This window comes from Rhizobium sp. NPDC092011, from assembly GCF_044756305.1.
GTDB lineage: Bacteria > Pseudomonadota > Alphaproteobacteria > Rhizobiales > Rhizobiaceae > Rhizobium.
In genome coordinates this window covers 328,339-349,397 of record NZ_JBIVSO010000004.1, presented here as the reverse complement: position 1 = coordinate 349,397, position 21,059 = coordinate 328,339, and the positions used below count along the sequence as shown (strand labels likewise).

Genomic DNA, 21,059 nt, shown 5'->3' with positions numbered 1-21,059 from the left:
GAAGGAGGAATCTCATGCGCATGAATCGCCGTTCATTCATGATCGGAGCTGCGGGAACCGCGGCTGGTCTCGCCTTCGGGGGAGGGGTGTCGCCGGCATTCGCCGATGCGACGCAGCTGCGCGCCATGTGGTGGGGCTCGCCCGACCGAGGCAAGCGCACTGTTGCGGTTGCCGAGCTGTTTCACAGCAAGAACCCGGACCTTTCCGTTATCGGTGAAAGTCTCGCCGGCGACGGCTATTGGGCCAAGCTTGCGACAAGCATGGCCAGCCAGAACATTGCCGATGTCTTCCAACTCGAGCCCAGCTCGATTTCGGACTATTCGCAACGCGGCGCCTGCCTGCCGCTCGATCAGTTCGTGCCCTCGACGCTGAAGGTCGATGCGTTCGGCAAGGACATGCTGAAGCTGACGACGGTCAACGACAAGCTCTATGGTGTCGGGCTCGGCCTCAACTCATTCACGCTCCTTTACGACGAGGAGATCTTCAAGAAAACGGGCCTGACCCCGCCTGGCCCGACGACGACCTGGGCCGAATATGCCGATCTCGCCGTCGAGATGACGAAGGCTGCCGGCAAGCGGGCCTATTGGGGCGGTCCCTACGGCGCGCGTTATAACTATGTGCTGGATGCATGGATGCGCCAGCGTGGCAAAAGCCTCTTCACCAAGGAAGGTGAGCTTGGCTTCGGCGTCGATGACGCCAAGGAATGGTATTCCTACTGGGAGGAGCTGCGCAAGCGCGGCGGCACGGTGCCGCCGGATGTGCAGACGCTCGATCAGAATGTCATCGAAAGCAACTGCCTGGCGCTCGGCAAGTCCGCCATGGGCATGGCTTATTCCAACCAGCTCGTCGGCTATCAGCTCGTGGTCAAGAGCAAGCTGGCGATCACCATGTTGCCGCGTGAAAAGAAGGACGGTCCTTCCGGTCACTACTACCGCCCGGCATTGATCTGGAGCGTCGGCGCCACGAGCAAGAATGGCGAAGCGGCAGCGAAATTCATCGATTTCTTCGTCAATGATATCGAAGCCGGCAAGATTCTCGGCGTCGAGCGTGGCGTGCCGATGTCTCCGAGCGTGCGCGCAGCTATCCTGCCGCAGCTCAATCCCACGGAGCAGTTGACGGTGAAATATGTCGAGCTGCTGAAAGACCAGGTGGGCGATTATCCGCCGCCTGCCCCGATGGGGTCTCAGGAATTCGACGGCAATGTGATGCGCCCCGTCGCCGATCAGCTTGCCTTCGGCAAGATCACGGTTGCGGAAGCCGCGCAGAAGCTGGTGGATGAAGGTAAGGCGAAGCTGAAGATCAAGAAGAGCTAAGCGGGGTCGATCGAGGCTTTTTGATTTGAGGGGGCGTTCGCGCCCCCTTTTTGAATTCCACCGTCAACTTCTCAATCTTTACCGCGCAGCCCAGTTGGCGCCGCGGCGGAAGATGGTCTTCATCTGCGGCACCGCGAATTCCTTGGCCTGGTGGCCTAGCGATGAATAGAAGACGCGGCCCTTGCCGTATTTGCGCTTCCAGGCAACCGGCATGACGACGCCGTCGATCCAGTAGGCATGGTCGCCGGTAAAGGTCGTGGTCGCCAACACCTCGTTCGACGGGTCGACATGCATGTAATATTGCTCCGATGTGTAGGGGAAATCGGTGATCCCCTCCATGATCGGATCATCAGGGCGCGTGATGTTGACTGTGTAATCGATGATGTTGCCGGGATGGGCGACCCATTGGCCGCCGATGATGAACTGATACTCGACGCTTTCGCGGAACGAGTCGCCTGCACCGCCATGATAGCCGGCGATGCCGACGCCGCTTTCGATCGCAGCGGCGAGGTTCTTCACCTCTTCCTTCTCGATCTTCGACATGGTGACGATCGGCACGATCAGGCTGAGATCGTGGATCGAGGGATCGGCGAAGGCTTCGGTGCTGTTTTCGAGGTAGACCTTGAAGCCGTCCTCCTCCAGCATGTCGCGGATGATATGAGCGCATTCCTGCGGTTCATGGCCGCTCCAGCCGCCCCAGACGATAAGTGCTTCACGCATGATATTCCTCCTGAAATTGTGTGGTTAAAGCAATTCCAGGAAAAGTGCGTAGCGGTTTTCCGTCCGGAATTGCGAGAGAACAAAGAGCGAGAACGGTTCGGCGGTTCTATGAAACGCTGAACCGTTCTAGCGGCCGATTTTTCCGTCCACGAGGGATTCGGACAGAGGGGCCGGACGTTCGGTTTGGGTCGTGATGGTGACCGTGCGCCCGGTCTCGGAGGCGGTCTGGAAGGCTTCCATGACCTCGAGCACATGCAGCGCCAGGCTGCCATTGGCGCGGTGCGGCCGGTTGGAGCGGATGGCATGCGCGAGATCGGCGACGCCAAGCGAACGGTAATTGCCATCGGCATAGGGAGCCGCAACCTCACGGTCTTCGAATTGGCCGCCCTTCTTGAGATACTCGACCGCGCCGCCGAAATGGTTCGGATCGGGCACGATCAGCGTGCCCTCGGTGCCGTAGACTTCGAGCGGCACATGCTTGTGGCCGGCGACATCGAAGCTCATGCCGATCTGCACGACCGCGCCATTGGCAAAGGCCATGACGCCGGCAACGTGGGTGGGCACATGCACGGGGATATGCTCGCCATTGCGTGGCTCGCTGGTAATGATGCGCTCCTTGCGTGGCGTCACCGCAAAGCCGGCAACCTGGGAGACGGGACCGAGCAGATTGACGAGATCGGTGATGTAGTAGGGACCCATGTCGAGCATCGGGCCGCCGCCGACTTCGTAATAGAAAGCCGGATTCGGATGCCAGCGCTCGTGGCCCGGGCACATGAACGTGGCGGTGCCGCCGACCGGGATGCCGATCGCACCTTCGTCGATGATGGCGCGAGCCGTCTGATGGCCGCCGCCGAGGAAGGTATCGGGTGCCGCGCCGATGCGCAGACCCTTGGCGGCAGCCGCATCCGCAAGCTTCTTGCCTTCGGCGAAATTGATGCCGAGCGGCTTTTCCGAATAGGTGTGCTTTCCGGCGTCCAGCGCCTGCAGGCCGACAGCGACATGCGCCTTCGGGATGGTCAGGTTGACGATGATCTCGATCGTGGGATCAGCGAACAGGGCGGCGATATCGACCGCCTTCAGGCCGAATTCGGCAGCTTTCGCTTCGGCAAGCTCGCGATTGAGGTCGGCGACGCCTTTGATGTCGAGAATGGGAAAGGATTTCATGGCTTTGAGATAGGCGCCGGAAATGTTCCCGCAGCCGATAATGCCGATGCCGACCTTGTTCATAAGCTTCCTCCAGATGACTTGTCTTTGCTGTCCTGGAGCGGCTCGGCGTTTCATGTGAGCGCTGAGCCGCTCCATCCTTTTGTTTCGATGCAATTCCAGATGGAAAACAGCTGCGCAGTTTTCCGGAATTGCTGTAGGGATCAGAGGGCCGGTGCCGGCCCCGTCGTTCCCCAGGGCGATTCGTAAAGTTCGCGCAGCGCCACGACCGCAGCGCCCTGCGCCCAGGTCTCGTCGGTCGACTGATCGAAAACCAGTTCGGTCACGCCCTTGATCGATGGCGGGATCGCCAGCGAATAGGCCTCCCGCAAGCTGTCCAGGAAGGGCTGGCCGAGCGCCAGGCTCGATCCCACCAGAATGACGCGCGGCGGAGCAAATAGCGTGACGATATTGGCGAGTGCCATGCCGCAGGCTTCGCCGGCACGGATGGCCGCGCCGATCAGTGCGTTGTCCTCCGCGTCGATCAATGTCTTGGCATGTGCCATTCCCCGGCCGAGGCGGATGGCTTCGGCAAATCGGCCGCTTGGCTGGTCGCCGAGAATGGCGCTTTCGCCGGCAAGGCTTGCCAGCCTGATCGTGCCCTGCGGCCCGATGCCGAGTACGAGATCGCCGAGATTGTGGCTGAGGCCGCCGGCGCCACGAAAGAGCTGGCCACCATGCAGCACGCCGAGCCCCAGTGTTTGTTCCAGCGACACCAGCACCATGTCATCCAGGTCTCTCGCCTTGCCGAACCAGTGATGCGCGAGCGTGATGGCGTGGGCATCACTTTCGACGATCGTGGTAACGCCCAGGCGCTCCGACATTTCCCTGGCGAAGTCGACGCCTGTCTCGCGGAAGATCGGGCTGGTGCGGACATGGCCGGTGCGGTGTTCGATGACGCCGGGCAGTCCGAGGCAAACGGAATCGATCTCGTCCAGAGCCAGATTGGCATCGACAACGCAGCGGCGCACGCCGTCCTCGATGAGATCGGCGATGACGCCGATGGGTTGCCGATCGACGCGCAGTGCCAGCGTCAGCGTCGAGAGAACCTCGCCGCAAAAATCCGTGACGACGAAGACCATGCGATTGGCGGCGATTTTCGCGCCGACGACGCGCGCAGCATCGGGATTGAGTTCCAGCATGACGCGGGGCCGGCCGCGTGTGGCTGCCTCGCGCAGGTCGCCTTCGGTGCGGGCGAGGATCAGCCCGTCATCCAGCAGCGAGGCGGTGATTGCCGAGACCGTCGTGGTCGAAAGCTGGGTGCGGTCGCTGATTTCGATACGTGCGATGGAGCCTGCCCGCCGGATCGTATCCAGCACGTTGAAGCGGTTTATCGCCCGCATAAGCTCGGGATCTGCTGTTTTCATGAGATTGGTGCCGAATGATGAACCCGCTCGGCTGCGGCCTGGTATTTTTAACGGAATGCGAATTAAATAACCTATGGTGACCGCCCAATGTCAAGCCGTTTCGCGGTCGATCTGCCGAAAATTTAGCTGCGGCGGTTGACATTTCATCAAAGCTCCGTTGAATTATTCCGCATAAGGGAAAAAATATTGAGGTTCTTGGTTCCCTTGGGAGGAGAAAATCATGATCCATCTACGTGGGGCGAAAGCCCTTCGCATTGCCGCTATTGCCGCGACGAGCGGGCTGGCGATTCTGGCTGGCGTCACGAGCGCTGTAGCCGAGACCACCGTGAAGTGGCTGCATCTTGAGGCCAATCCGGCTTACGTTGCGATCTGGCGCAAGATCGCCGACGAATATCAGGCCAAGCATCCCGGCACGAAGATCGAGATGCAGTTCCTGGCAAACGAAGCCTTCAAGGCCAAGCTGCCGACCCTTCTGCAATCCAAGGACGCCCCCGATCTGTTCTATAGCTGGGGCGGCGGCGTGCTGAAGCAGCAGCAGCAGACCGGCACGCTGCTCGACCTGACCTCGGCGATGGATGCCAAGGACGGCGCCTGGAAGAAGAGCTACAATCAGGCTGCGATCAAGGGCCTGACCTTCGACGGCAAGGTCAGCGCCGTTCCCTATCAGATGGGCACCGTTTCCTTCTTTTATAACAAGGCACTCTTCGCCAAGGCCGGCGTCGATGCCGACGCCATCAAGACCTGGGACGACTATCTGGCCGCGGTGAAGAAGATCAAGGCGGCCGGCATCGTTCCGATCGCGGGCGGCGGCGGCGAGAAGTGGCCGATCCATTTCTACTGGAGCTACCTCGTCATGCGTGACGGTGGTCAGCAGGTCTTCAACGATGCCAAGAACGGCAAGGGCAACGGCTTCAACGATCCGGCCATCATCAAGGCCGGCGAGCAGCTCGCCGAGCTCGGCAAATTGGAGCCCTTCCAGCCCGGCTACCTCGGCGCCACCTGGCCGCAGACGCTTGGTGTCTTCGGTGACGGCAAGGCGGCGATGATCCTCAGCTTCGAGACGACGGTTGCCACCCAGCGCGTCAATTCCGGCGACGGGAAGGGCCTGGCGGACGACAATATCGGTCGTTTCGCGTTCCCGGCCGTAACAGGCGGAGCTGGCGCTCCGACCGATACGCTCGGCGGCCTGAATGGCTGGGCCGTCACCAAGAAGGCGCCGCCTGAGACCCTCGATTTCCTCGCTTATCTCACCAATGCCGAGAATGAGCGCACCATTGCCCAGTCCGGCTTGATCATTCCGGTGGCTATCGGTGCGGAGGATGGCATCAAGTCTCCGCTGATGCGCGGCGCGGCCGATCAGCTGGCGCACTCGACCTGGCACCAGAACTTCTTCGACCAGGATCTCGGCCCGTCCGTAGGCCGTGTGGTCAACGACATCTCCGTCGGTATCGCCTCCGGCCAGATCACGCCAAAGGATGGCGCACAGCAGGTTCAGGACGCCTTCGAACAGGACCAGCTCTAGCGGCATCCGGCGCCGGCCGCTCCCTTGTGCCGGCGCCGACTTTTCTTTGAACTGCAATTGTCGAGACCGCCCATGACCGATGTCAGCGCCACGACTGCTATGCCTAACGTCGCCAGAGTGAGACCCGCTGCAAAGCGAAAATCGCCTGCCGCACAGGGGCGTATGCCTGTTATCCTGCTGTTTCTGCCGCCCGCACTTCTGCTTTTCACCATCTTCGTCATCCTGCCGATGGGCGAAGCGGCCTGGTACAGCCTCTATCGCTGGAACGGCTACGGCCTGCCGACAGAGTTCGTCGGCACACGCAATTTCGAGGTACTGTTCAAGAACGGCGCGTTCCTGACGTCGCTGAAGAACAATGCGCTGATCATCCTGGTGTCGATCGCGATCCAGGTGCCGCTTGCCATCTGGCTGGCGACCATGCTGGCAAATCGCATTCGCGGCGTCGTGCTCTTCCGCCTGATTTTCTTCCTGCCTTACGTGCTGGCCGAAGTGGCGGCAGGCCTCATCTGGCGCTTCGTCTATGATGGCGACTACGGTCTTTTTGCCGCGCTCGCGCATTTCCTCGGCACCGCGACCCCTTACGTGCTCGCCGACAAGGATCTGGCGATGTACGCCGTGCTCGGCGTGATCGTCTGGAAATATTTCGGCTTTCACATGATGCTGTTCATCGCCGGCATGCAGTCGCTGGACAAGAGCGTGCTGGAGGCGGCCGAGATCGATGGCGCCACCGGCTGGCAAAAATTCCGCTACGTGACGTTGCCGCTGCTCGGTTCGACGCTGCGTCTCTCTGTTTTCTTCGCCGTGGTGGGATCGCTGCAGCTCTTTGACATGATCATGCCGCTGACTGGCGGCGGCCCGTTCAACTCGACCCAGACGATGGTGACCTTCCTTTACAATTTCGGCGTCACCCGCATGCAGGTGGGCCTCGGCAGCGCCGTCGGCGTCGTGCTGTTCGTGATCTGCGTCACCCTCGCCTTCGGCTACAAACGGATATTTATGCGCAATGACTGATATCGCCTCATCCGTTCGACTGACCGCCGGCACGAAGATCTATCTTTATGTGTCGCTGACCATCATCGCCGCCATCGTGCTGATTCCGCTTTTGACCACCGCGCTTGGCGGCTTCAAGACGCTCGGTGATCTCCGCACCAATCCCTTCGGCCTGCCGGCCGAGTGGCATGTCGAGAATTACACCAGCATCCTCTTCGGCGACCGCTACTGGCGGCAGATGATGAATTCCCTGATCATCGCCGTTCTCACCGTATTCCTGACGGTGTCGGTCTCGGCGATGGCCGCCTTCGCCTTCGCGCATGTCAAATTCTTCGGCTCGAACTTCCTGCTGAACTATTTCCTGATCGGCCTGATGTTCCCGGCCGCCACCGCCATCCTGCCGCTGTTCATCCGCATCCGCGATCTCGGCCTGCTCAATACCTATTGGGGCGTGGTGCTGCCGCAGGTGGCCTTCGGCCTCGGCATGAGCATTCTGCTGTTCCGAAATTATTTTCGAAACCTTCCGGAAGAATTGTTCCAGGCCGCCTTTGTCGACGGCTGCGGCTATATCCGCTTCTTCTGGCATATCTCGCTGCCGCTCTCGCGGCCGATCATCGCGACCGTCAGCATCATCTCCTTCGTCGGCAGCTGGAACAGCTACATTCTGCCGCTGATCATGCTGAATTCGGATTCGATCTATCCCTGGCCGCTCGGCATGATGGTCTATAGCGGCGAATTCGGCACCGAATGGGAACTGGTGCTCGCGTTCATCACGCTGACCATCCTTCCCACCATCATCGTCTTCTTCCTGGCGCAGAAGCACATCATCGCCGGCCTCACCGCCGGTGCGGTGAAGTCCTGAGCCTTACTGGAGCAAAAAGCATGGCATCCGTCGAACTGCACAACATCCACAAGGCCTATGGCGCGCTGACCGTCATCCACGATATCTCGCTTTCGATCGATGATGGCGAGTTCATCGCTCTGGTTGGTCCTTCGGGCTGCGGAAAATCGACGTTGCTGCGGATGATCGCCGGTCTCGAGGAAATCACCGATGGCGATGTGTCGATCGGCGGACAGGTGGTCAACGCCATGACGCCGCGCGAGCGCAACATCGCCATGGTCTTCCAGTCTTATGCGCTGTATCCGCACATGACGGTTGCCGAGAACATGGGCTTCAACCTGAAGCTATCGGGCGAGACGAAGCAGTCCATCGAGCAGCGGGTCAACGAAGCTGCGCGCATGCTCGATCTCACCAAGCTGCTCGACCGCAAGCCGGCGCAGCTTTCCGGCGGCCAGCGCCAGCGTGTCGCCATGGGGCGCGCTATCGTGCGCAATCCCGCCGTTTTCCTGTTCGACGAGCCGCTCTCCAATCTCGATGCGAAGCTGCGCGTGCAGATGCGTTCCGAAATCAAGGCGCTGCATCAGAAGGTGCAGACCACCTCGATCTATGTGACCCATGACCAGATCGAAGCCATGACACTGGCCGACCGCATCGTGGTGCTGAACCAGGGCCGCATCGAGCAGCAGGGCACGCCGATCGAGCTCTATCGCAAGCCGGCCAATCTCTTCGTGGCCGGCTTCATCGGTTCGCCGGCGATGAACTTCCTCGATGGTGTGGTGGATGGGATCGATGGCTCGCCAGCCGTGCGGCTGAAGGATAGCACACCGATCCGTATTGCTGGGGAACGCAAGGTGAAGGCAGGGCAGAGTGTGAAGGTCGGTCTCAGGCCCGAGCATCTGAGCCTTGCCAGCGGCGGTTCGCCGCTGTCAGGCCAGACCCTGCTGGTGGAGCCAACCGGCGCGCAGACGCATGTGCTATTCGACCTTGCCGGCGATCAGGTGACGGCCGTGGTCGATGGCGAAGCGCCGGTGCGCTACGGCCAGCCGCTGAACGTCTCCGTCAGTCCTGAGCAGGTCTATGTCTTCGACGCCTCAAGTGGTCTGGCGCTTTAGAGCATTTCCAGGAAAAGTGCGCAGCGGTTTTCCGTTTGGAATGCGTAAAAACAAAGAGATAGAGCGTTTTCGCGATTCAAAGAAAACGTAAATGCTTTAGGTAACGATGTCGATGGAATCGACGCGATCGGGATAGAAAGCCATGTAGTCCTTGATCTGACCGACCGAAGGATAGGGGTTCTCGTAGGTCCAGATGGCGTTCACGGAGCGCTCGCCGCCGGCGGGGATGCTGTAGTAGGAGCATTCGCCCTTGTAGGGGCAATAGGTTTCGTGGCTGGTCTTTTGCAGCAACGACATGTCGACGTCCTTGCGCGGAATATAGATGACCGCCGGGTAGGACGCCTCCTTCAGCGAGAGCGCCTCATGCGTGTCGGCAATCACCTTGCCGGCGACGGAAACCGTGACATGCGCATGTTTTTCCTCTATCGTGATGGGATGATCGGGACCGGGGATCTTGACTGGCTTTTCCGACATGAGGGGCTCCTGGGATAAGAGGCGGACACCTCTTCTGTTTGAATCTACGCATCAGGCTTTCCGAAAATCGGCTTCGATTTTCGGAAAGCCTGATGCTCTAGGAGGATATAGGAAGCGCGTCGGCGATTATCAGGGCTCTATTGTCATTGCGCCTTAGGCGCCCGCGAGCGCAGCCCGTCCATCAGCAGCCCGACGAGACGGCGGGAGCGATCGTGCCATTCGGGCGAATGGGGCATGGAATAGGTGCCTGAGAGAGCATGCAGCACATCGGTGCCGTCAACGTCGGGGCGGATCGTACCCGCGTCGACCGCCCCTGCGATCAAGCCGGAGAGCGCCACCGGCACCCTGCCGTTGCTTTCGGCAAAGAGCTTGGAGTTGCTGTTGAGCAGGATGCGGAGACTGTCGGCCATACCACGTTTCGTGGCGATATATCCGACGAAGCGATGCATCCATTCCTCCAGGGCCTGATCGGGTGCTAGCCGCGTGGCGAGTTCCTGGGCGGCATCGCAAAGCGCCTCCACCTCATGGCGATAGACGGCTTCGACCAGATGCTCCCGGCTGGGAAAATGGCGATAGAGCGTGCCGATCCCGACATCGGCCTGCCGGGCTATATCCTCGAGAGATGCGGCGGTGCCGTGGCTGGCAAAGACCAGTGCCGCGACCTCGATCAGCTTGTCGCGATTGCGGCGCGCATCGGCACGCAGAGGCCGGTTTTCGTTCGGCATCGTTTCCTTCTGTTCCGGCAACGGCTTGCGCGCCAACCTCAACTCCTTGCGAACTCCGTACGACCACGCCGCGAGAGCCTGCCGCACGAGGGTTCGCGGAGACTTTCTTCGTGGCATCTAAAGCGCGTCGCGATCTCTAAGATTCGCTTCACGCGCTTTAGCTCTTTGATTTCACGCATGTCGTGGCCGCAAAACCGCTGCACACTTTTGCGCGACATGCTCTAGAGGAAGAGTGTTATCGCATTCGGCATCAGGGCGCCATCGCCGCCTTCATCACCGGGGACTCCTGGATGCGCGATGCAGGCTTTCTGGCGGATTATGGGGATGGTGCGCCGAAGTGGTTCGGTCCGAAACTCGGTCCCAGGTTCGGTCCCTGTCCGAAGGCGGCAAAGGGCTGCGACGGGGCGTTGCGCGCTGCCGGAACATCGAGATAGCTCATGATGTTTTCGACGTGGCTGACCTGCGAGCGCAAGCTGTCGAGCGACTTGCCCGTCAGGTTGGTGCCTGCCGGCAATTGTGCCGTCAGCGGGTTTTCATAGCGGCCGTTGACGCGCAGCTCGTAATAGAGATGCGGGCCGGTGGAATAGCCGGTCGAGCCAACATAGGCGATGACCTGTCCCTGGGTGACGCGCTGACCGACGCGCAGATCAGACGGCGTTGCAGAGATATGGGCATAGGTCGTCTCGTAGCCGCCGTCGTGGCGAATGCGGACGTATTTGCCGTAGCCGGTTTCCCAGGAGATCTTTTCGACGACACCATCGCCGGCGGCCTGGATCGGGCTGCCCATCGGCGCGCGGAAATCGACGCCGTTGTGGAACTTCTTCACGCCGAGAATAGGGTGGACGCGCCAGGCAAAGCCATCGCCGAGCGTACCGTTGGGCACGGGGCGATGTACCAGCGACTTGGCGACCGAATGACCCCCTTCGTCGTAGAATTCCGAAGGGCCTTCGCCACCGTTCCTATGCAGATAGAAGCGGTGCGTATCGCCATCGGCATGGAATTCGATGAACATCAGCTCGCTCTTGCCATCTTCCGCCTTACGGAAGAGCAGATCGACGCTGTCGGGCGCGTCTTCGATGCTGGTAAGGGAAACGCCCTTGGCTTTGGCGAGCTTGACCAGTTGTGACGCGCATTCCTTGGTCAGTCCCGCCCTTTCGAGCTTGGCGGCGACGGTTGCTTCATCGCTATCGTCGATATTCTTGAGGTCGACTGCGGCAACGTCCGAAGAGGCCGGCGTGTCAGCCTGGCTCTCACTGTAAAGCGTTGAGAACAGCCGGTCGTTGGCCATTGGCACGAAACTGTCCGCGTCGTCGCGAGCAACGACCCGTTCCGGCGTCTTGTCGCCGCTCAGGCGGGCCATGACCAGCTTCGGTCGAGCGCCGGGGCCTTTTTTCTCCAGCAGCAGTTCCAGGCTGTCGCCCGGGGAAACCGTATCGGTTTCGAGCGCGCGCTGCAGCTCGTCGCCGGCATCGTTGCTCAAACCGGCAGATGCCAGAATATCCTGAAGGTCCTGCTTGTCCTTCGGCATGGAGACGAGCCGGCGGAATTCGCGGCCGGGTTCTCCGGTCGTCGCCCGCGAGACGCTGACGTTCAGCGGCACGCCGCGAACCGGGAAGCGCGAGCGGCGCACCGCGTCGTAATGCGTGGTTTGCGGATAGATGCCGTTACGCATATCCGACAGCGATGTCGGAGCGAAGGCGACTTCCCGAGGGTGCTGCCGGCCATAGGAAGCATTGATGGCGCTGGCGCTGGCATGAGTGTTTGCGGTTTCGCCGGACTTAAACACCAGGGTGGTGCGGTGATAGGTGAAAATGCGGGTTTCGCCGCTGGAAACCTTTTCAGCGACCTGCGCGAAGCGCGCGCCGTCGAAGCGCTGCTTGGCGGCCAGTCGGGTGCTCTTTGGCATGGCAGGCTGCTGCGGCGTCAGCATGGCCGTGCGCACGGGTACAGCCTGCTCGATCTCGTGACGCGCCAATAGCGGATAAAGCACGGTGGCCAGCAGGCCGAAAGACGCGGTTCCGGCCAACCCGATGGCGATCAGGTGGCGCAGATGCGCCGAGCGGGGCAAAAAAGGAATATGAAAATCATGATGCGGCCGCGCCTGGATCGCAGCCTCTGCAGGAAATTGAACGCGCAATGGACTTTCGGCCATGAAGTGAGGAACCCTGCAGATTGCGGTGGGCCCAAACTAGGGCAAATCATGGCGAAATCTAGGCAAATATTACGAGTCTGTTAATTGCCGTGATCGTCCACAAGTCCAGATTCGCGCGTTCAAGATGATTCGTCAACTGAAGATGGTGTCGTAGAGCAGCTTGAAGTTCAGCGCGAGGATGATTGCCGCGACCAGCCAGGAGAGGATCGCGACACCCCTGGAGACGACGAAACTGCCCATTTTGTCGCGATTCGTCACGAATTGGACCAGCGGAATGACCGCGAAGGGCAGCTGCATGGACAGGATGACCTGGCTGAGCACAAGCAAGTTGGCGGTGCCTTTTTCACCATAAATTGCAGTCACGAATACAACCGGAATAATTGCAAGGCCGCGGGTCAAAAGTCGTCTTGCCCAGTGCGGGATGCGCAGACGAAGGAAGCCTTCCATGACGATCTGGCCGGCAAGCGTGGCGGTCACGGTCGAATTGAGGCCCGATGCGAGCAGAGCGACCGCAAAGAGGGTGGAGGCGATGCCGAGGCCGAGCAGCGGCGAGAGCAGCTCGTATGCCTGGTCGATTTCGGCAACGTCCGAATGGCCTGTTTTGTGGAAGGCGGCGGCTGCGACGATCAGGATCGCCGCATTGACGAACAGGGCCAGCATCAGTGCGATGGTGCTGTCGAGGGTTGCCCATTTGATGGCGTCACGGCGGCCTTCGTCATTGCGCTTGTAGGCGCGGGTCTGCACGATCGAGGAATGCAGGTAGAGATTATGCGGCATGACGGTCGCGCCGATGATGCCCATGGCGATGTAGAGCATCGCGGGATTGGTGACGATCTCGGGAGAAGGGATGAAGCCGTCGAGAACGGCGGCAATCGGCGGTGCGGCGGCGGCGATCTGCACGGCAAAGCAGGTGGCGATGACGATGAGCAGCGCGATCACGAAGGCTTCGAGATAACGGAAGCCCTTGTTCATCAGAAGCAGCAGCAGGAACGTATCGAGCGCGGTGATCAGCGCGCCGCCGATCAGCGGAATTCCGAAGAGTAGCTGCAAGGCGATGGCGGTGCCGATGACTTCGGCGAGATCGCAGGCGATGATGGCGAGTTCGCAGACAAACCAGAGAGCCAGATTGACCGGTCGTGGGTAGTGATCGCGGCAGGCCTGGGCGAGATCGCGGCCGGTGACGATGCCGAGCCTAGCCGACAGCGCCTGCAGCAGGATCGCCATCAGATTGGACAGCATGATGACGGCAAGGAGCGTGTAGCCGAACTGCGCGCCGCCCGCGAGGTCCGTCGCCCAGTTGCCGGGATCCATGTAGCCGACGGAGATCATGTAGCCCGGTCCGATGAAGGCAAGCAGGCGCCGGATCCAGCTGCCGCCATGCGGCACTTTTATTGTGGAGTTAACCTCGGGAAGGCTGGGGCGAACGCTGTCCCCTGCACTGGCAAATTTCCACGCGCGTTCCTGCGCAGCGGCTTCCTGAATTGGTGTCATGACGTCTCCGGGAGAATCGTGGTGTGAATTGGCTAAAGAACTACGCACAATAATAGATTTATGCAATATGCTATATTTCTTGGTTCTAGCTTTTTGCAAATGGAGATTGCATCACTGACGCCATTCCCGGCAGCGCGGGCGATCGCGTTCACCGCTCATTCTGAGGGAGACATGGGCAGACTAAAGCGCGTCGCGATCTCTAAGATTCGCTTCATGCGCTTTAGCTCTTTGATTTCCCGCATGTCGTAGTCGCAAAACCGCTGCACACTTTTGCGCGACATGCTCTAGGACAACCCCGCACGCGGCATGCGGTCAGGGAGAGGATGGTGCTGGAATGCTCAGGGGAAGAGGGATGCCCGGCAGTGGCGATAGATCCGGCCGGAAAAGCCGATACCGGGATGATTTGTCATCGCACTTTCGTGCGGACGCCAACGGTCGGCCTGCTATTCTGTATGAGCGCTCTCCGTTGCCTCGCAAGAGGCAACGGAAGGCGATATTCGATCAGCGTCTATTCGGCGGCGTCATGCTTGGAAATGGAATCGCGCACCACGCCGTATTGGCTGCCCCAACTGTCGGTCATTTCGTGGCGAATATCCCAGAGCTCGGGGAAGAAGCGGTGGCGGGCGCCTGCCTGCAGCAGCTCGACCGGGCGTCCCTTCAGGGATTTCGAGCCGAGCCCGATGGAGCGCTGGATCAGATACATGTGGTTGGCGCGGAATTTCTGAAACAGTTCGTCATATTCCACCAGCGCTTCGGCGACCACATAGCTGTCGCCATGATCGTACTTGCCGTCATAGATATCTTTTATCGTCAGGCCGGGCGCATCGAGATAATTCGCCTTGAAGGCGTGCCAGAGATCGGGCGGCATGCGCAGCAGAAACTTGAAGCCGGGCGATTCCTGGCCGCTGCCATTGCCGAGCTGCAGGCGGATCTGCTGATATTCCTTCGGCGACATGGTTTCGAGAAGATCGAGCTGGGTGGTCATCATGCGCATGATCTTGTGCACGCGGCCCATCAGCGTCACGACGCGATGGGTGTTGCGCTCTTCCATGAAGCCGATGACGTCGACCAGCGAATAGGCCATCAGCTTCATCCAGAGTTCTTCCACCTGATGAACGATCTGGAATTGCAGCTCGTCGCCGTTGACCATGCCGTTCAACGGCTTCTGACAGGCGAGGAGTTTGTCGCATTGCAGATAGACGCCGTAGTCGAGCATGTCAGGCGCCTCGATGCGGGCGTAATAGTCTTGCTTCTGCATCTTCGTTCCCTTTGTTCCGGCCTTTGGCCGACAAGCATGTTTGCCTTTTCCAAGAATAAGCAATTTGCCTTGAACATTGTTCCTATTTGTCATTCATAATTGCGGAATAGGAGTACGATTGGCTCCTCTAAAGTGAAGGGAGAGAACGATGGAGCTGGATGCGCTCGATCACAAGATCATTGCCGCGCTGGAGGCCGATGCCCGCATCTCGTTTGCGGCGCTTGCCGATCTCGTGGGGCTCAGCAAGACGCCGTGCTGGAAGCGGGTGAAGGCGTTGGAGGAGGCGGGTGTAATTCGGGGGTACAGGGCGCTTCTCGATCCGTCGCGGCTCGGCTTCGGCCTCGAGGCTTTCGTGCAGGTGTCGATCGATGTCGAGCGCTTCGATGTCTTCGAGGCCGCCGTGCGTCGCCATCCGCTCATCTGGCGCTGCCACGCGACGACGGGCGAGGCGGATTATCTCCTGCATATCCTGGCCACCGACATGGCAGCGCTCGATCGACTGCTGCGACAGGAACTCAACAGACTTCCCGGCGTACGTCACACCGTAACGTCGATGTCGACGCGGGAGATCAAGTCGGACATCTCGCTGGCCGAAGCCAGGAGGCATGCTGGCGGCTAGCTGCTATGGCCTTTCAGCCGCATGGAGCCGACCAGGCTGTGGATCAGCCGCTCGCCTATATCGACCAAAGAGAAGGATTTGCTCGACCGAAGCCATTCGGCAAGCAGACCGTTCATGGAACACTGAATAGCGCGGGCGGCGGCATCGGGGGTCCATAGCGGCGTCAGCGTCTTTTGCTGGTCGGCCATCTCGATCAGCCGCTGCAGCTTGCCGAACATCTGCTGATTGGCGGTCACGATTCTCTGCGCGGCGTCAGAGCGATGCTTGGTGAATTCGCACCCGAGAATCATGATGGCGAAGACCTGCTGCAGATGTTCGTCCTTGGCAAGATTCTGCAGAACCTGGACTGTGCCCTGCTCGATCAGTCCGAGCGGGTCGTCATGGCCATGCTCTATCGCATAGTCGACGATGGTTTCCTGCGGCAGGCGGATTTCGCTATGCAGAGCCGTCAGAACCTCGGCCTTGTCCTTGAAATGCCAATAAATCGCGCCGCGCGTTACGCCGGCGCGCTGGGCGATCTTTTCGAGACTGGAGCCGCTGACGCCGTTTTCATAGAAAATATCGGCGGCCGCGGCGAGAACTTCGTCTCTTGTCTTGGCCGCATCTTCCTTGGTTCTGCGCATGCTCCTCCTCGAAGTTTCCGCGAGACGAGGGGCTGTCGTCTCACTCATATGTTTGATTTTATATCTCAATATCCGAAACCCACATGTGGTTCCCGATATGAGTCATAAAAACCATGTCGATTTGTTATTTACAATCATTCATGAATGTTTGTATGTTGCGACGCAATAAAAATGTCGAATCTCACGGTGATTTTTCCATGACGACGTATAAATCCTCCCTTCTGCGCAACGGTCTCGTTGCCGCCGGGCTCCTCTTTTTCTGCGTATCTCCCTCCCTCGCGCAGCAGGCCGGACAGATGCCGCCGCCGCAGGTGACGGCTATCGATCTCAAGCCTCAGACCGTGGCGCTCTCCTACGAATATGCTGCGCGCATCTCCGCCTTTAGGCAAGTCGACGTGCGCGCTCGCGTCGGCGGTATCCTTTTGAAAAGGAACTTTGTCGAAGGCGCCGAGGTGAAGGCCGGCGACGTGCTGTTCCTGATCGACCCGGCATCCTACCAGGCAGCGCTCGCCCAGGCCAAGGCGCAGCTCCAGCAGGCGCAAGCACAGCTTGAGCAGGCGCAGCGCGAGGAAAAGCGCAACATCAATCTCTTTGGACAGAATGCCGCGACGCAGAAGGCCCGCGACGACGCGATTTCGACGCGCCAGCTCGCGGAAGCATCGGTTGCCGCCGCGCAGGCGCAGGTTCAGACGGCACAGCTCAATCTCGACTATACGCAAGTGACAGCGCCGGTTGGTGGCATTACCAGCCTCGAGCAGGTTTCCGAAGGCAGCCTGATCGGGACTACGGGCGATAGCGGCCTGCTCACCAGCATCACGCAGCTCGACCCGGTCTACGTCAACTTCTCCTTCTCGGATGCCGAGGCGGCGGAAGTGCGCCGGCTGATCGACATGAAGAAGGCCAAGGGCGAGGCGCCGAATCTGGGCGTCAAGATCTCCTTCGGTGACGGCACCACCTATGATCATGACGGTGTCGTCGACTTCACCTCCTCCACGATCGACGTGTCGACGGGGACGCTGCAGGCTCGAGCCGTGGTCGACAATCCCACCCGCCGGCTGTTGCCCGGCCAGTTCGTTCGTGCGCGGGTGACGGGCGTGTCGCTCGACAACGCCATCACCATCCCGGAAGTGGCATTGATGCAGAGCCCGCAGGGCCAGTTCGTCTATACGATCGACCAGGAAGGCAAGGCACACATCAATCCTGTGACGCTCGGCCAGAAGATCGGCGATACCTGGCTGGTGCTGTCCGGCCTTAAGGCCGGCGACAAGCTGATCACCGAAGGCATCATCAAGGTACGCCCCGGCGCACCGGTGCAGGCGACGGCGGACGCAACGCCTAAGGACGCGAAAAAGGTGGTGCAGAACTGATGTTAGGCAACCGATTCTTTATCGACCGCCCGGTTTTCGCGGCGGTGATCTCGATCGTCATCCTGCTTGCGGGCGCTGTCTGCCTGCGTATCCTGCCGATCGCCCAATATCCCGAGCTGACGCCGCCGCAGGTGGTTGTAACAGCAACCTATCCCGGCGCCAGCGCCGAGACGGTAGCGCAGACCGTTGCCGCTCCGCTGGAGCAGCAGATCAACGGCGTCGAAAACATGCTCTACATGCAGTCGACGAACTCCAACAGCGGAGCGATGCAGATCACCGTGACCTTCGCGCTCGGCACGGATCCGGACCAGGCTGCGATCAACGTCAACAACCGTGTCCAGCGCGCCGTCTCGACGCTGCCGCAGGACGTGACGCGATTGGGCGTCGTCGTGACCAAGCGTTCGACGTCGATCCTCGGCTTCGTGGCGATGTACTCGACCGACAGCCGCTATGACCGTACCTTTGTCGGTAACTATGCACTTCTGAACGTCATCGACGACCTCAAGCGCATTCCCGGCATCGGCGACGTCAACCTGCTTGGCGATGTCGATTACTCGATGCGCATCTGGCTGCGGCCGGACAAGCTGGCGCAATACAATCTGACACCGAGCGACGTCGCGACTGCGATCCGGGAGCAGAACTCCCAGTTTGCGGCCGGCCGCTTCGGCGATCAGCCCAGCAACAATCCGCAGGCCTTCACCTATACCGTGACGACGCAGGGACGCCTGCCCGATGTCGACGCTTTCGGCGAAATCATCCTTCGCTCGACGGCCAATGCCGCAACGCTCCGGCTGAAGGACGTGGCGCGTATCGAACTCGGCACCAAGAGCTATTCGGTACAGAGCAGTCTCAACGGCACGCCGGCGGTTCCGATCGCCGTCTACCTGCAGCCGGGCGCCAATGCTTTGAACACGATGGCTGCGCTCAAGTCGCGCCTCGACGAGCTGCAGAAGTCGTTCCCGCACGGCGTTGCCTACGAGGTTCCCTACGACACGACGAAGTTCATCCAGGTGTCGATCGAGGAGGTGGTGCACACCTTCATCGAGGCGATCCTTCTCGTCGTCATCGTTGTCTTCGTCTTCCTCCAGAACTGGCGGGCGACGCTGATCCCGATCATCGCGGTGCCGATCTCGATCGTCGGCACCTTCGCCGGCATGTATCTGCTCGGCTTCTCGATCAACCTTCTGACGCTGTTCGGCCTGGTGCTGGCGATCGGTATCGTGGTGGACGACGCCATCGTCGTGCTCGAAAACGTCGAGCGCCTGATGGCGACGGAGAAGCTGTCGCCGAAAAAGGCTGCCATCAAGGCGATGGGCGAAGTGACCGGCCCGGTCATCGCTATCGTGCTCGTCCTTTGCGCCGTGTTCATCCCGGTCTCCTTCATGGGCGGGCTGGCGGGCCAGATGTACAAGCAGTTCGCCGTCACCATCGCGATCTCGGTCACCCTGTCCGGTATCGTGGCGCTGACGCTGACGCCAGCACTCTGCGCGCTGATCCTGAAGCCCGGCCATCACGAGCCGATCCTGCCGTTCCGTATCTTCAACCGAGCTTTCGACCGGTTGACGGCGGGCTATGCGGCCGGTGTCGCCTTCTTCCTGAAGCGCGTCATCGTCGGCTGCGTGCTGGTTGCCGGCCTGCTCGGCGTGACCGGCTATCTCTTCTACACGCTTCCGGGATCGTTGGTGCCGGATGAAGACCAGGGCGCCTTGTTCCAGATCGCCATCCTGCCGCCGGCTGCTTCGCTCACGCGCACGCAGGCTGTCATGGACGAGGCTCTGGTCAATACCAAGAAGCTGCCGGGCGTCGAAAACGTCTTTGCAGTTTCGGGCTTCGATCTTCTGTCGGGCGGTCTGAAGACCAGCGCCGGCGTCGCCTTCGTGACGCTGAAGGACTGGAGCGAGCGCAAGACGCCGGAACTCGATGCCCGCAATCTCGCAGGTCCGATCATCGGCGCCAATATGGGCATCAAGGATGCCATGGTGCTTGCCTTCAATCCGCCGCCGATCATGGGTCTGTCGACGACGGGCGGTTTCGAAGTCTATCTGCAGGATCGCAGCGGCAAGGGCGTGGCAGGGCTTTCAGATCAGGCACAGAAGCTGGTCGCGGCCGCCTCCAAGCGTCCGGAGCTTGCGGGTGTCCGCACGACGCTCGACACCAACGTTCCGCAGTTCCGCGCCGATCTGGACCGAGAGAAGGCCAAGGCGCTCGGCGTGCCGATCAATTTGGTCTTCGACGCCATGCAGGCGACCTTCGGCAGCCTCTACGTGAACGACTTCACGCTCTACGGCCGCAACTATCAGGTCAACCTGCAGTCGGAGGCACCGTTCCGCGAATCGCCCGAGGATCTTCGTCAGGTCTTCGTGCGCTCCGACAGCGGCAAGATGATCCCGCTCGACACGCTCATCAAGGTGTCGCGCGTCATCGGCCCGGACCAGCTCGAACGCTACAACGCCTTCAATGCCGCCAAGATCACCGGCAACCCGGCACCCGGCTATACGTCCGGCGATGCGATCAAGGCCATGCAGCAGGTGGCGGCGGAGAGCCTGCCTGAGGGATTCCAGATCGCCTGGACAGGCTCCGCCTATCAGGAACTGGAGACCAGCGGCGCGGGCACGCAGGCGATGATCTTCGGCATCATCATGGTGTTCCTGATCCTGGCCGCCCAGTATGAAAAGTGGAGCCTGCCGCTCGCCGTCATCACCGCGATCCCCTTCGCGCTGTTCGGTGCGCTGCTTGCGACCTATCTGCGCGGGCTCACCAACGACGTCTACTTCCAGATCGGCATGGTGACGCTGATCGGCCTGGCGGCGAAGAACGCCATCCTGATCGTCGAGTTCGCAGTGCTGAAACGCAAGGAAGGCATGGGTGCGGCCGAGGCGGCACTCGAGGCGGCGCGCTTGCGCTTCCGCCCGATCGTCATGACCTCGCTCGCCTTCATCCTCGGCGTCGTGCCGCTTGCCATCAGCAGCGGTGCGGGTTCTGCGAGCCGCCATGCCATCGGCACCGGCGTCATCGGCGGGATGCTGGCGGCGACCTTCATCGCCACCTTCTTCATCCCGATGTTCTATCGCCTCATCGCCTGGAAACAGCCGAAGCCGGACGAGGATGACGAGGACGAAGCAATCGAGCAACGCCCGCATGCGCAAGCGGCGGAGTAGGGTTTCCTATCCGGTGCGAGCGTCTTGCGCCGAATTGAGATGAAAACAGGCGGATCGCAGTCTTGCGATCCGCCTGTTTTCGTTTGATTGCCGGCTATCCAATAATGCGGAAGCAGTCGAACGG

17 protein-coding genes are annotated in these 21,059 nt (G+C 60.5%); 8 read left to right on the top strand and 9 right to left on the bottom strand.

Going from position 1 to position 21,059, the window contains the following annotated elements; all coding sequences use genetic code 11:
• Positions 1–14: 14 nt before the first annotated feature.
• Positions 15–1,313 carry an ABC transporter substrate-binding protein gene (locus tag ACIQJ2_RS19960; RefSeq protein WP_400670807.1) on the top strand — a complete coding sequence of 433 codons (1,299 nt, stop codon included), beginning with the start codon at positions 15–17 and terminating at the stop codon, positions 1,311–1,313.
• Between the two features lie 78 nt (positions 1,314–1,391).
• On the opposite strand, the gene ACIQJ2_RS19955 is transcribed toward ACIQJ2_RS19960, so the two are convergent.
• The 3 genes from ACIQJ2_RS19955 to ACIQJ2_RS19945 form a co-directional block, all read right to left on the bottom strand.
• Complete coding sequence (locus ACIQJ2_RS19955) at positions 1,392–2,033, bottom strand: ThuA domain-containing protein (RefSeq protein WP_199088379.1); 642 nt, start codon at positions 2,031–2,033, stop codon at positions 1,392–1,394.
• A 126-nt stretch (positions 2,034–2,159) separates the two neighbouring features.
• Positions 2,160–3,260 (bottom strand): Gfo/Idh/MocA family protein, encoded by a 1,101-nt coding sequence (locus ACIQJ2_RS19950; protein WP_400670803.1) that lies wholly within the window; start codon positions 3,258–3,260, stop codon positions 2,160–2,162.
• Between the two features lie 140 nt (positions 3,261–3,400).
• Positions 3,401–4,603 (bottom strand): ROK family protein, encoded by a 1,203-nt coding sequence (locus ACIQJ2_RS19945; RefSeq protein ID WP_400670801.1) that lies wholly within the window; start codon positions 4,601–4,603, stop codon positions 3,401–3,403.
• 220 nt (positions 4,604–4,823) lie between these two features.
• Between ACIQJ2_RS19945 and ACIQJ2_RS19940 the strand changes: the two genes are divergently transcribed.
• The 4 genes from ACIQJ2_RS19940 (at position 4,824) to ACIQJ2_RS19925 (ending at position 9,068) form a co-directional block, all read left to right on the top strand.
• The gene (locus ACIQJ2_RS19940; protein WP_400670798.1) at positions 4,824–6,125 is read left to right on the top strand and encodes an ABC transporter substrate-binding protein; all 1,302 of its coding nucleotides are present in this window, start codon (positions 4,824–4,826) and stop codon (positions 6,123–6,125) included.
• A 72-nt stretch (positions 6,126–6,197) separates the two neighbouring features.
• Complete coding sequence (locus ACIQJ2_RS19935; RefSeq protein ID WP_199151465.1) at positions 6,198–7,136, top strand: carbohydrate ABC transporter permease; 939 nt, start codon at positions 6,198–6,200, stop codon at positions 7,134–7,136.
• Positions 7,129–7,977 carry a carbohydrate ABC transporter permease gene (locus tag ACIQJ2_RS19930; protein ID WP_400746569.1) on the top strand — a complete coding sequence of 283 codons (849 nt, stop codon included), beginning with the start codon at positions 7,129–7,131 and terminating at the stop codon, positions 7,975–7,977. The genes ACIQJ2_RS19935 and ACIQJ2_RS19930 overlap by 8 nt, the downstream gene beginning before the upstream one ends.
• Before the next feature lie 20 nt (positions 7,978–7,997).
• Positions 7,998–9,068 carry a sn-glycerol-3-phosphate ABC transporter ATP-binding protein UgpC gene (locus ACIQJ2_RS19925; protein WP_199151463.1) on the top strand — a complete coding sequence of 357 codons (1,071 nt, stop codon included), beginning with the start codon at positions 7,998–8,000 and terminating at the stop codon, positions 9,066–9,068.
• A gap of 96 nt (positions 9,069–9,164) precedes the next feature.
• Here ACIQJ2_RS19925 and ACIQJ2_RS19920 read toward each other — a convergent pair whose 3' ends face one another.
• The 5 genes from ACIQJ2_RS19920 to ACIQJ2_RS19900 all read right to left on the bottom strand — a co-directional run bounded on the left by ACIQJ2_RS19920 (position 9,165) and on the right by ACIQJ2_RS19900 (position 15,168).
• On the bottom strand, positions 9,165–9,542 hold the full coding sequence (locus ACIQJ2_RS19920; RefSeq protein ID WP_400674475.1) for a DUF427 domain-containing protein: 378 nt from the start codon (positions 9,540–9,542) through the stop codon (positions 9,165–9,167).
• A 143-nt stretch (positions 9,543–9,685) separates the two neighbouring features.
• Positions 9,686–10,303, bottom strand: a complete 618-nt coding sequence (locus ACIQJ2_RS19915) for a TetR/AcrR family transcriptional regulator (RefSeq protein WP_400674478.1) — start codon at positions 10,301–10,303, stop codon at positions 9,686–9,688.
• Between the two features lie 280 nt (positions 10,304–10,583).
• Complete coding sequence (locus ACIQJ2_RS19910; protein ID WP_400674479.1) at positions 10,584–12,419, bottom strand: M23 family metallopeptidase; 1,836 nt, start codon at positions 12,417–12,419, stop codon at positions 10,584–10,586.
• Positions 12,420–12,551: 132 nt separating this feature from the next.
• Complete coding sequence (locus ACIQJ2_RS19905) at positions 12,552–13,910, bottom strand: Nramp family divalent metal transporter (RefSeq protein WP_400674482.1); 1,359 nt, start codon at positions 13,908–13,910, stop codon at positions 12,552–12,554.
• 508 nt (positions 13,911–14,418) lie between these two features.
• Positions 14,419–15,168 (bottom strand): tryptophan 2,3-dioxygenase family protein, encoded by a 750-nt coding sequence (locus ACIQJ2_RS19900; RefSeq protein ID WP_400674484.1) that lies wholly within the window; start codon positions 15,166–15,168, stop codon positions 14,419–14,421.
• A 148-nt stretch (positions 15,169–15,316) separates the two neighbouring features.
• On the opposite strand from ACIQJ2_RS19900, the gene ACIQJ2_RS19895 reads away from it, so the two are divergent.
• Complete coding sequence (locus tag ACIQJ2_RS19895; protein WP_199151495.1) at positions 15,317–15,787, top strand: Lrp/AsnC family transcriptional regulator; 471 nt, start codon at positions 15,317–15,319, stop codon at positions 15,785–15,787.
• Here the strand turns inward: ACIQJ2_RS19895 and ACIQJ2_RS19890 are convergent.
• Complete coding sequence (locus tag ACIQJ2_RS19890; protein WP_199151494.1) at positions 15,784–16,410, bottom strand: TetR family transcriptional regulator; 627 nt, start codon at positions 16,408–16,410, stop codon at positions 15,784–15,786. The two genes, ACIQJ2_RS19895 and ACIQJ2_RS19890, sit on opposite strands and share 4 nt — an antisense overlap.
• Before the next feature lie 197 nt (positions 16,411–16,607).
• Here ACIQJ2_RS19890 and ACIQJ2_RS19885 point away from each other — a divergent pair, with 197 nt between their 5' ends.
• Together ACIQJ2_RS19885 and ACIQJ2_RS19880 are read left to right on the top strand one after the other, a co-directional pair.
• Positions 16,608–17,777 (top strand): efflux RND transporter periplasmic adaptor subunit, encoded by a 1,170-nt coding sequence (locus ACIQJ2_RS19885; RefSeq protein WP_400674487.1) that lies wholly within the window; start codon positions 16,608–16,610, stop codon positions 17,775–17,777.
• Positions 17,777–20,935, top strand: a complete 3,159-nt coding sequence (locus ACIQJ2_RS19880; protein ID WP_400674490.1) for an efflux RND transporter permease subunit — start codon at positions 17,777–17,779, stop codon at positions 20,933–20,935. Before ACIQJ2_RS19885 ends, ACIQJ2_RS19880 begins: the two co-directional genes overlap by 1 nt.
• The last annotated feature ends 124 nt before the right edge of the window (positions 20,936–21,059 follow it).

What these genes read in the sequence shown, in the direction of transcription:
- ACIQJ2_RS19910 (WP_400674479.1), bottom strand. Translation starts at nt 12,419, where the DNA reads ATGGCCGAAAGTCCATTGCGCGTTCAATTTCCTGCAGAGGCTGCGATC.
- ACIQJ2_RS19905 (WP_400674482.1), bottom strand. Translation starts at nt 13,910, where the DNA reads ATGACACCAATTCAGGAAGCCGCTGCGCAGGAACGCGCGTGGAAATTT.
- ACIQJ2_RS19930 (WP_400746569.1), top strand. Translation starts at nt 7,129, where the DNA reads ATGACTGATATCGCCTCATCCGTTCGACTGACCGCCGGCACGAAGATC.
- ACIQJ2_RS19960 (WP_400670807.1), top strand. Translation starts at nt 15, where the DNA reads ATGCGCATGAATCGCCGTTCATTCATGATCGGAGCTGCGGGAACCGCG.
- ACIQJ2_RS19955 (WP_199088379.1), bottom strand. Translation starts at nt 2,033, where the DNA reads ATGCGTGAAGCACTTATCGTCTGGGGCGGCTGGAGCGGCCATGAACCG.
- ACIQJ2_RS19950 (WP_400670803.1), bottom strand. Translation starts at nt 3,260, where the DNA reads ATGAACAAGGTCGGCATCGGCATTATCGGCTGCGGGAACATTTCCGGC.
- ACIQJ2_RS19895 (WP_199151495.1), top strand. Translation starts at nt 15,317, where the DNA reads ATGGAGCTGGATGCGCTCGATCACAAGATCATTGCCGCGCTGGAGGCC.
- ACIQJ2_RS19920 (WP_400674475.1), bottom strand. Translation starts at nt 9,542, where the DNA reads ATGTCGGAAAAGCCAGTCAAGATCCCCGGTCCCGATCATCCCATCACG.
- ACIQJ2_RS19945 (WP_400670801.1), bottom strand. Translation starts at nt 4,603, where the DNA reads ATGAAAACAGCAGATCCCGAGCTTATGCGGGCGATAAACCGCTTCAAC.
- ACIQJ2_RS19900 (WP_400674484.1), bottom strand. Translation starts at nt 15,168, where the DNA reads ATGCAGAAGCAAGACTATTACGCCCGCATCGAGGCGCCTGACATGCTC.
- ACIQJ2_RS19935 (WP_199151465.1), top strand. Translation starts at nt 6,198, where the DNA reads ATGACCGATGTCAGCGCCACGACTGCTATGCCTAACGTCGCCAGAGTG.
- ACIQJ2_RS19925 (WP_199151463.1), top strand. Translation starts at nt 7,998, where the DNA reads ATGGCATCCGTCGAACTGCACAACATCCACAAGGCCTATGGCGCGCTG.
- ACIQJ2_RS19885 (WP_400674487.1), top strand. Translation starts at nt 16,608, where the DNA reads ATGACGACGTATAAATCCTCCCTTCTGCGCAACGGTCTCGTTGCCGCC.
- ACIQJ2_RS19890 (WP_199151494.1), bottom strand. Translation starts at nt 16,410, where the DNA reads ATGCGCAGAACCAAGGAAGATGCGGCCAAGACAAGAGACGAAGTTCTC.
- ACIQJ2_RS19940 (WP_400670798.1), top strand. Translation starts at nt 4,824, where the DNA reads ATGATCCATCTACGTGGGGCGAAAGCCCTTCGCATTGCCGCTATTGCC.
- ACIQJ2_RS19880 (WP_400674490.1), top strand. Translation starts at nt 17,777, where the DNA reads ATGTTAGGCAACCGATTCTTTATCGACCGCCCGGTTTTCGCGGCGGTG.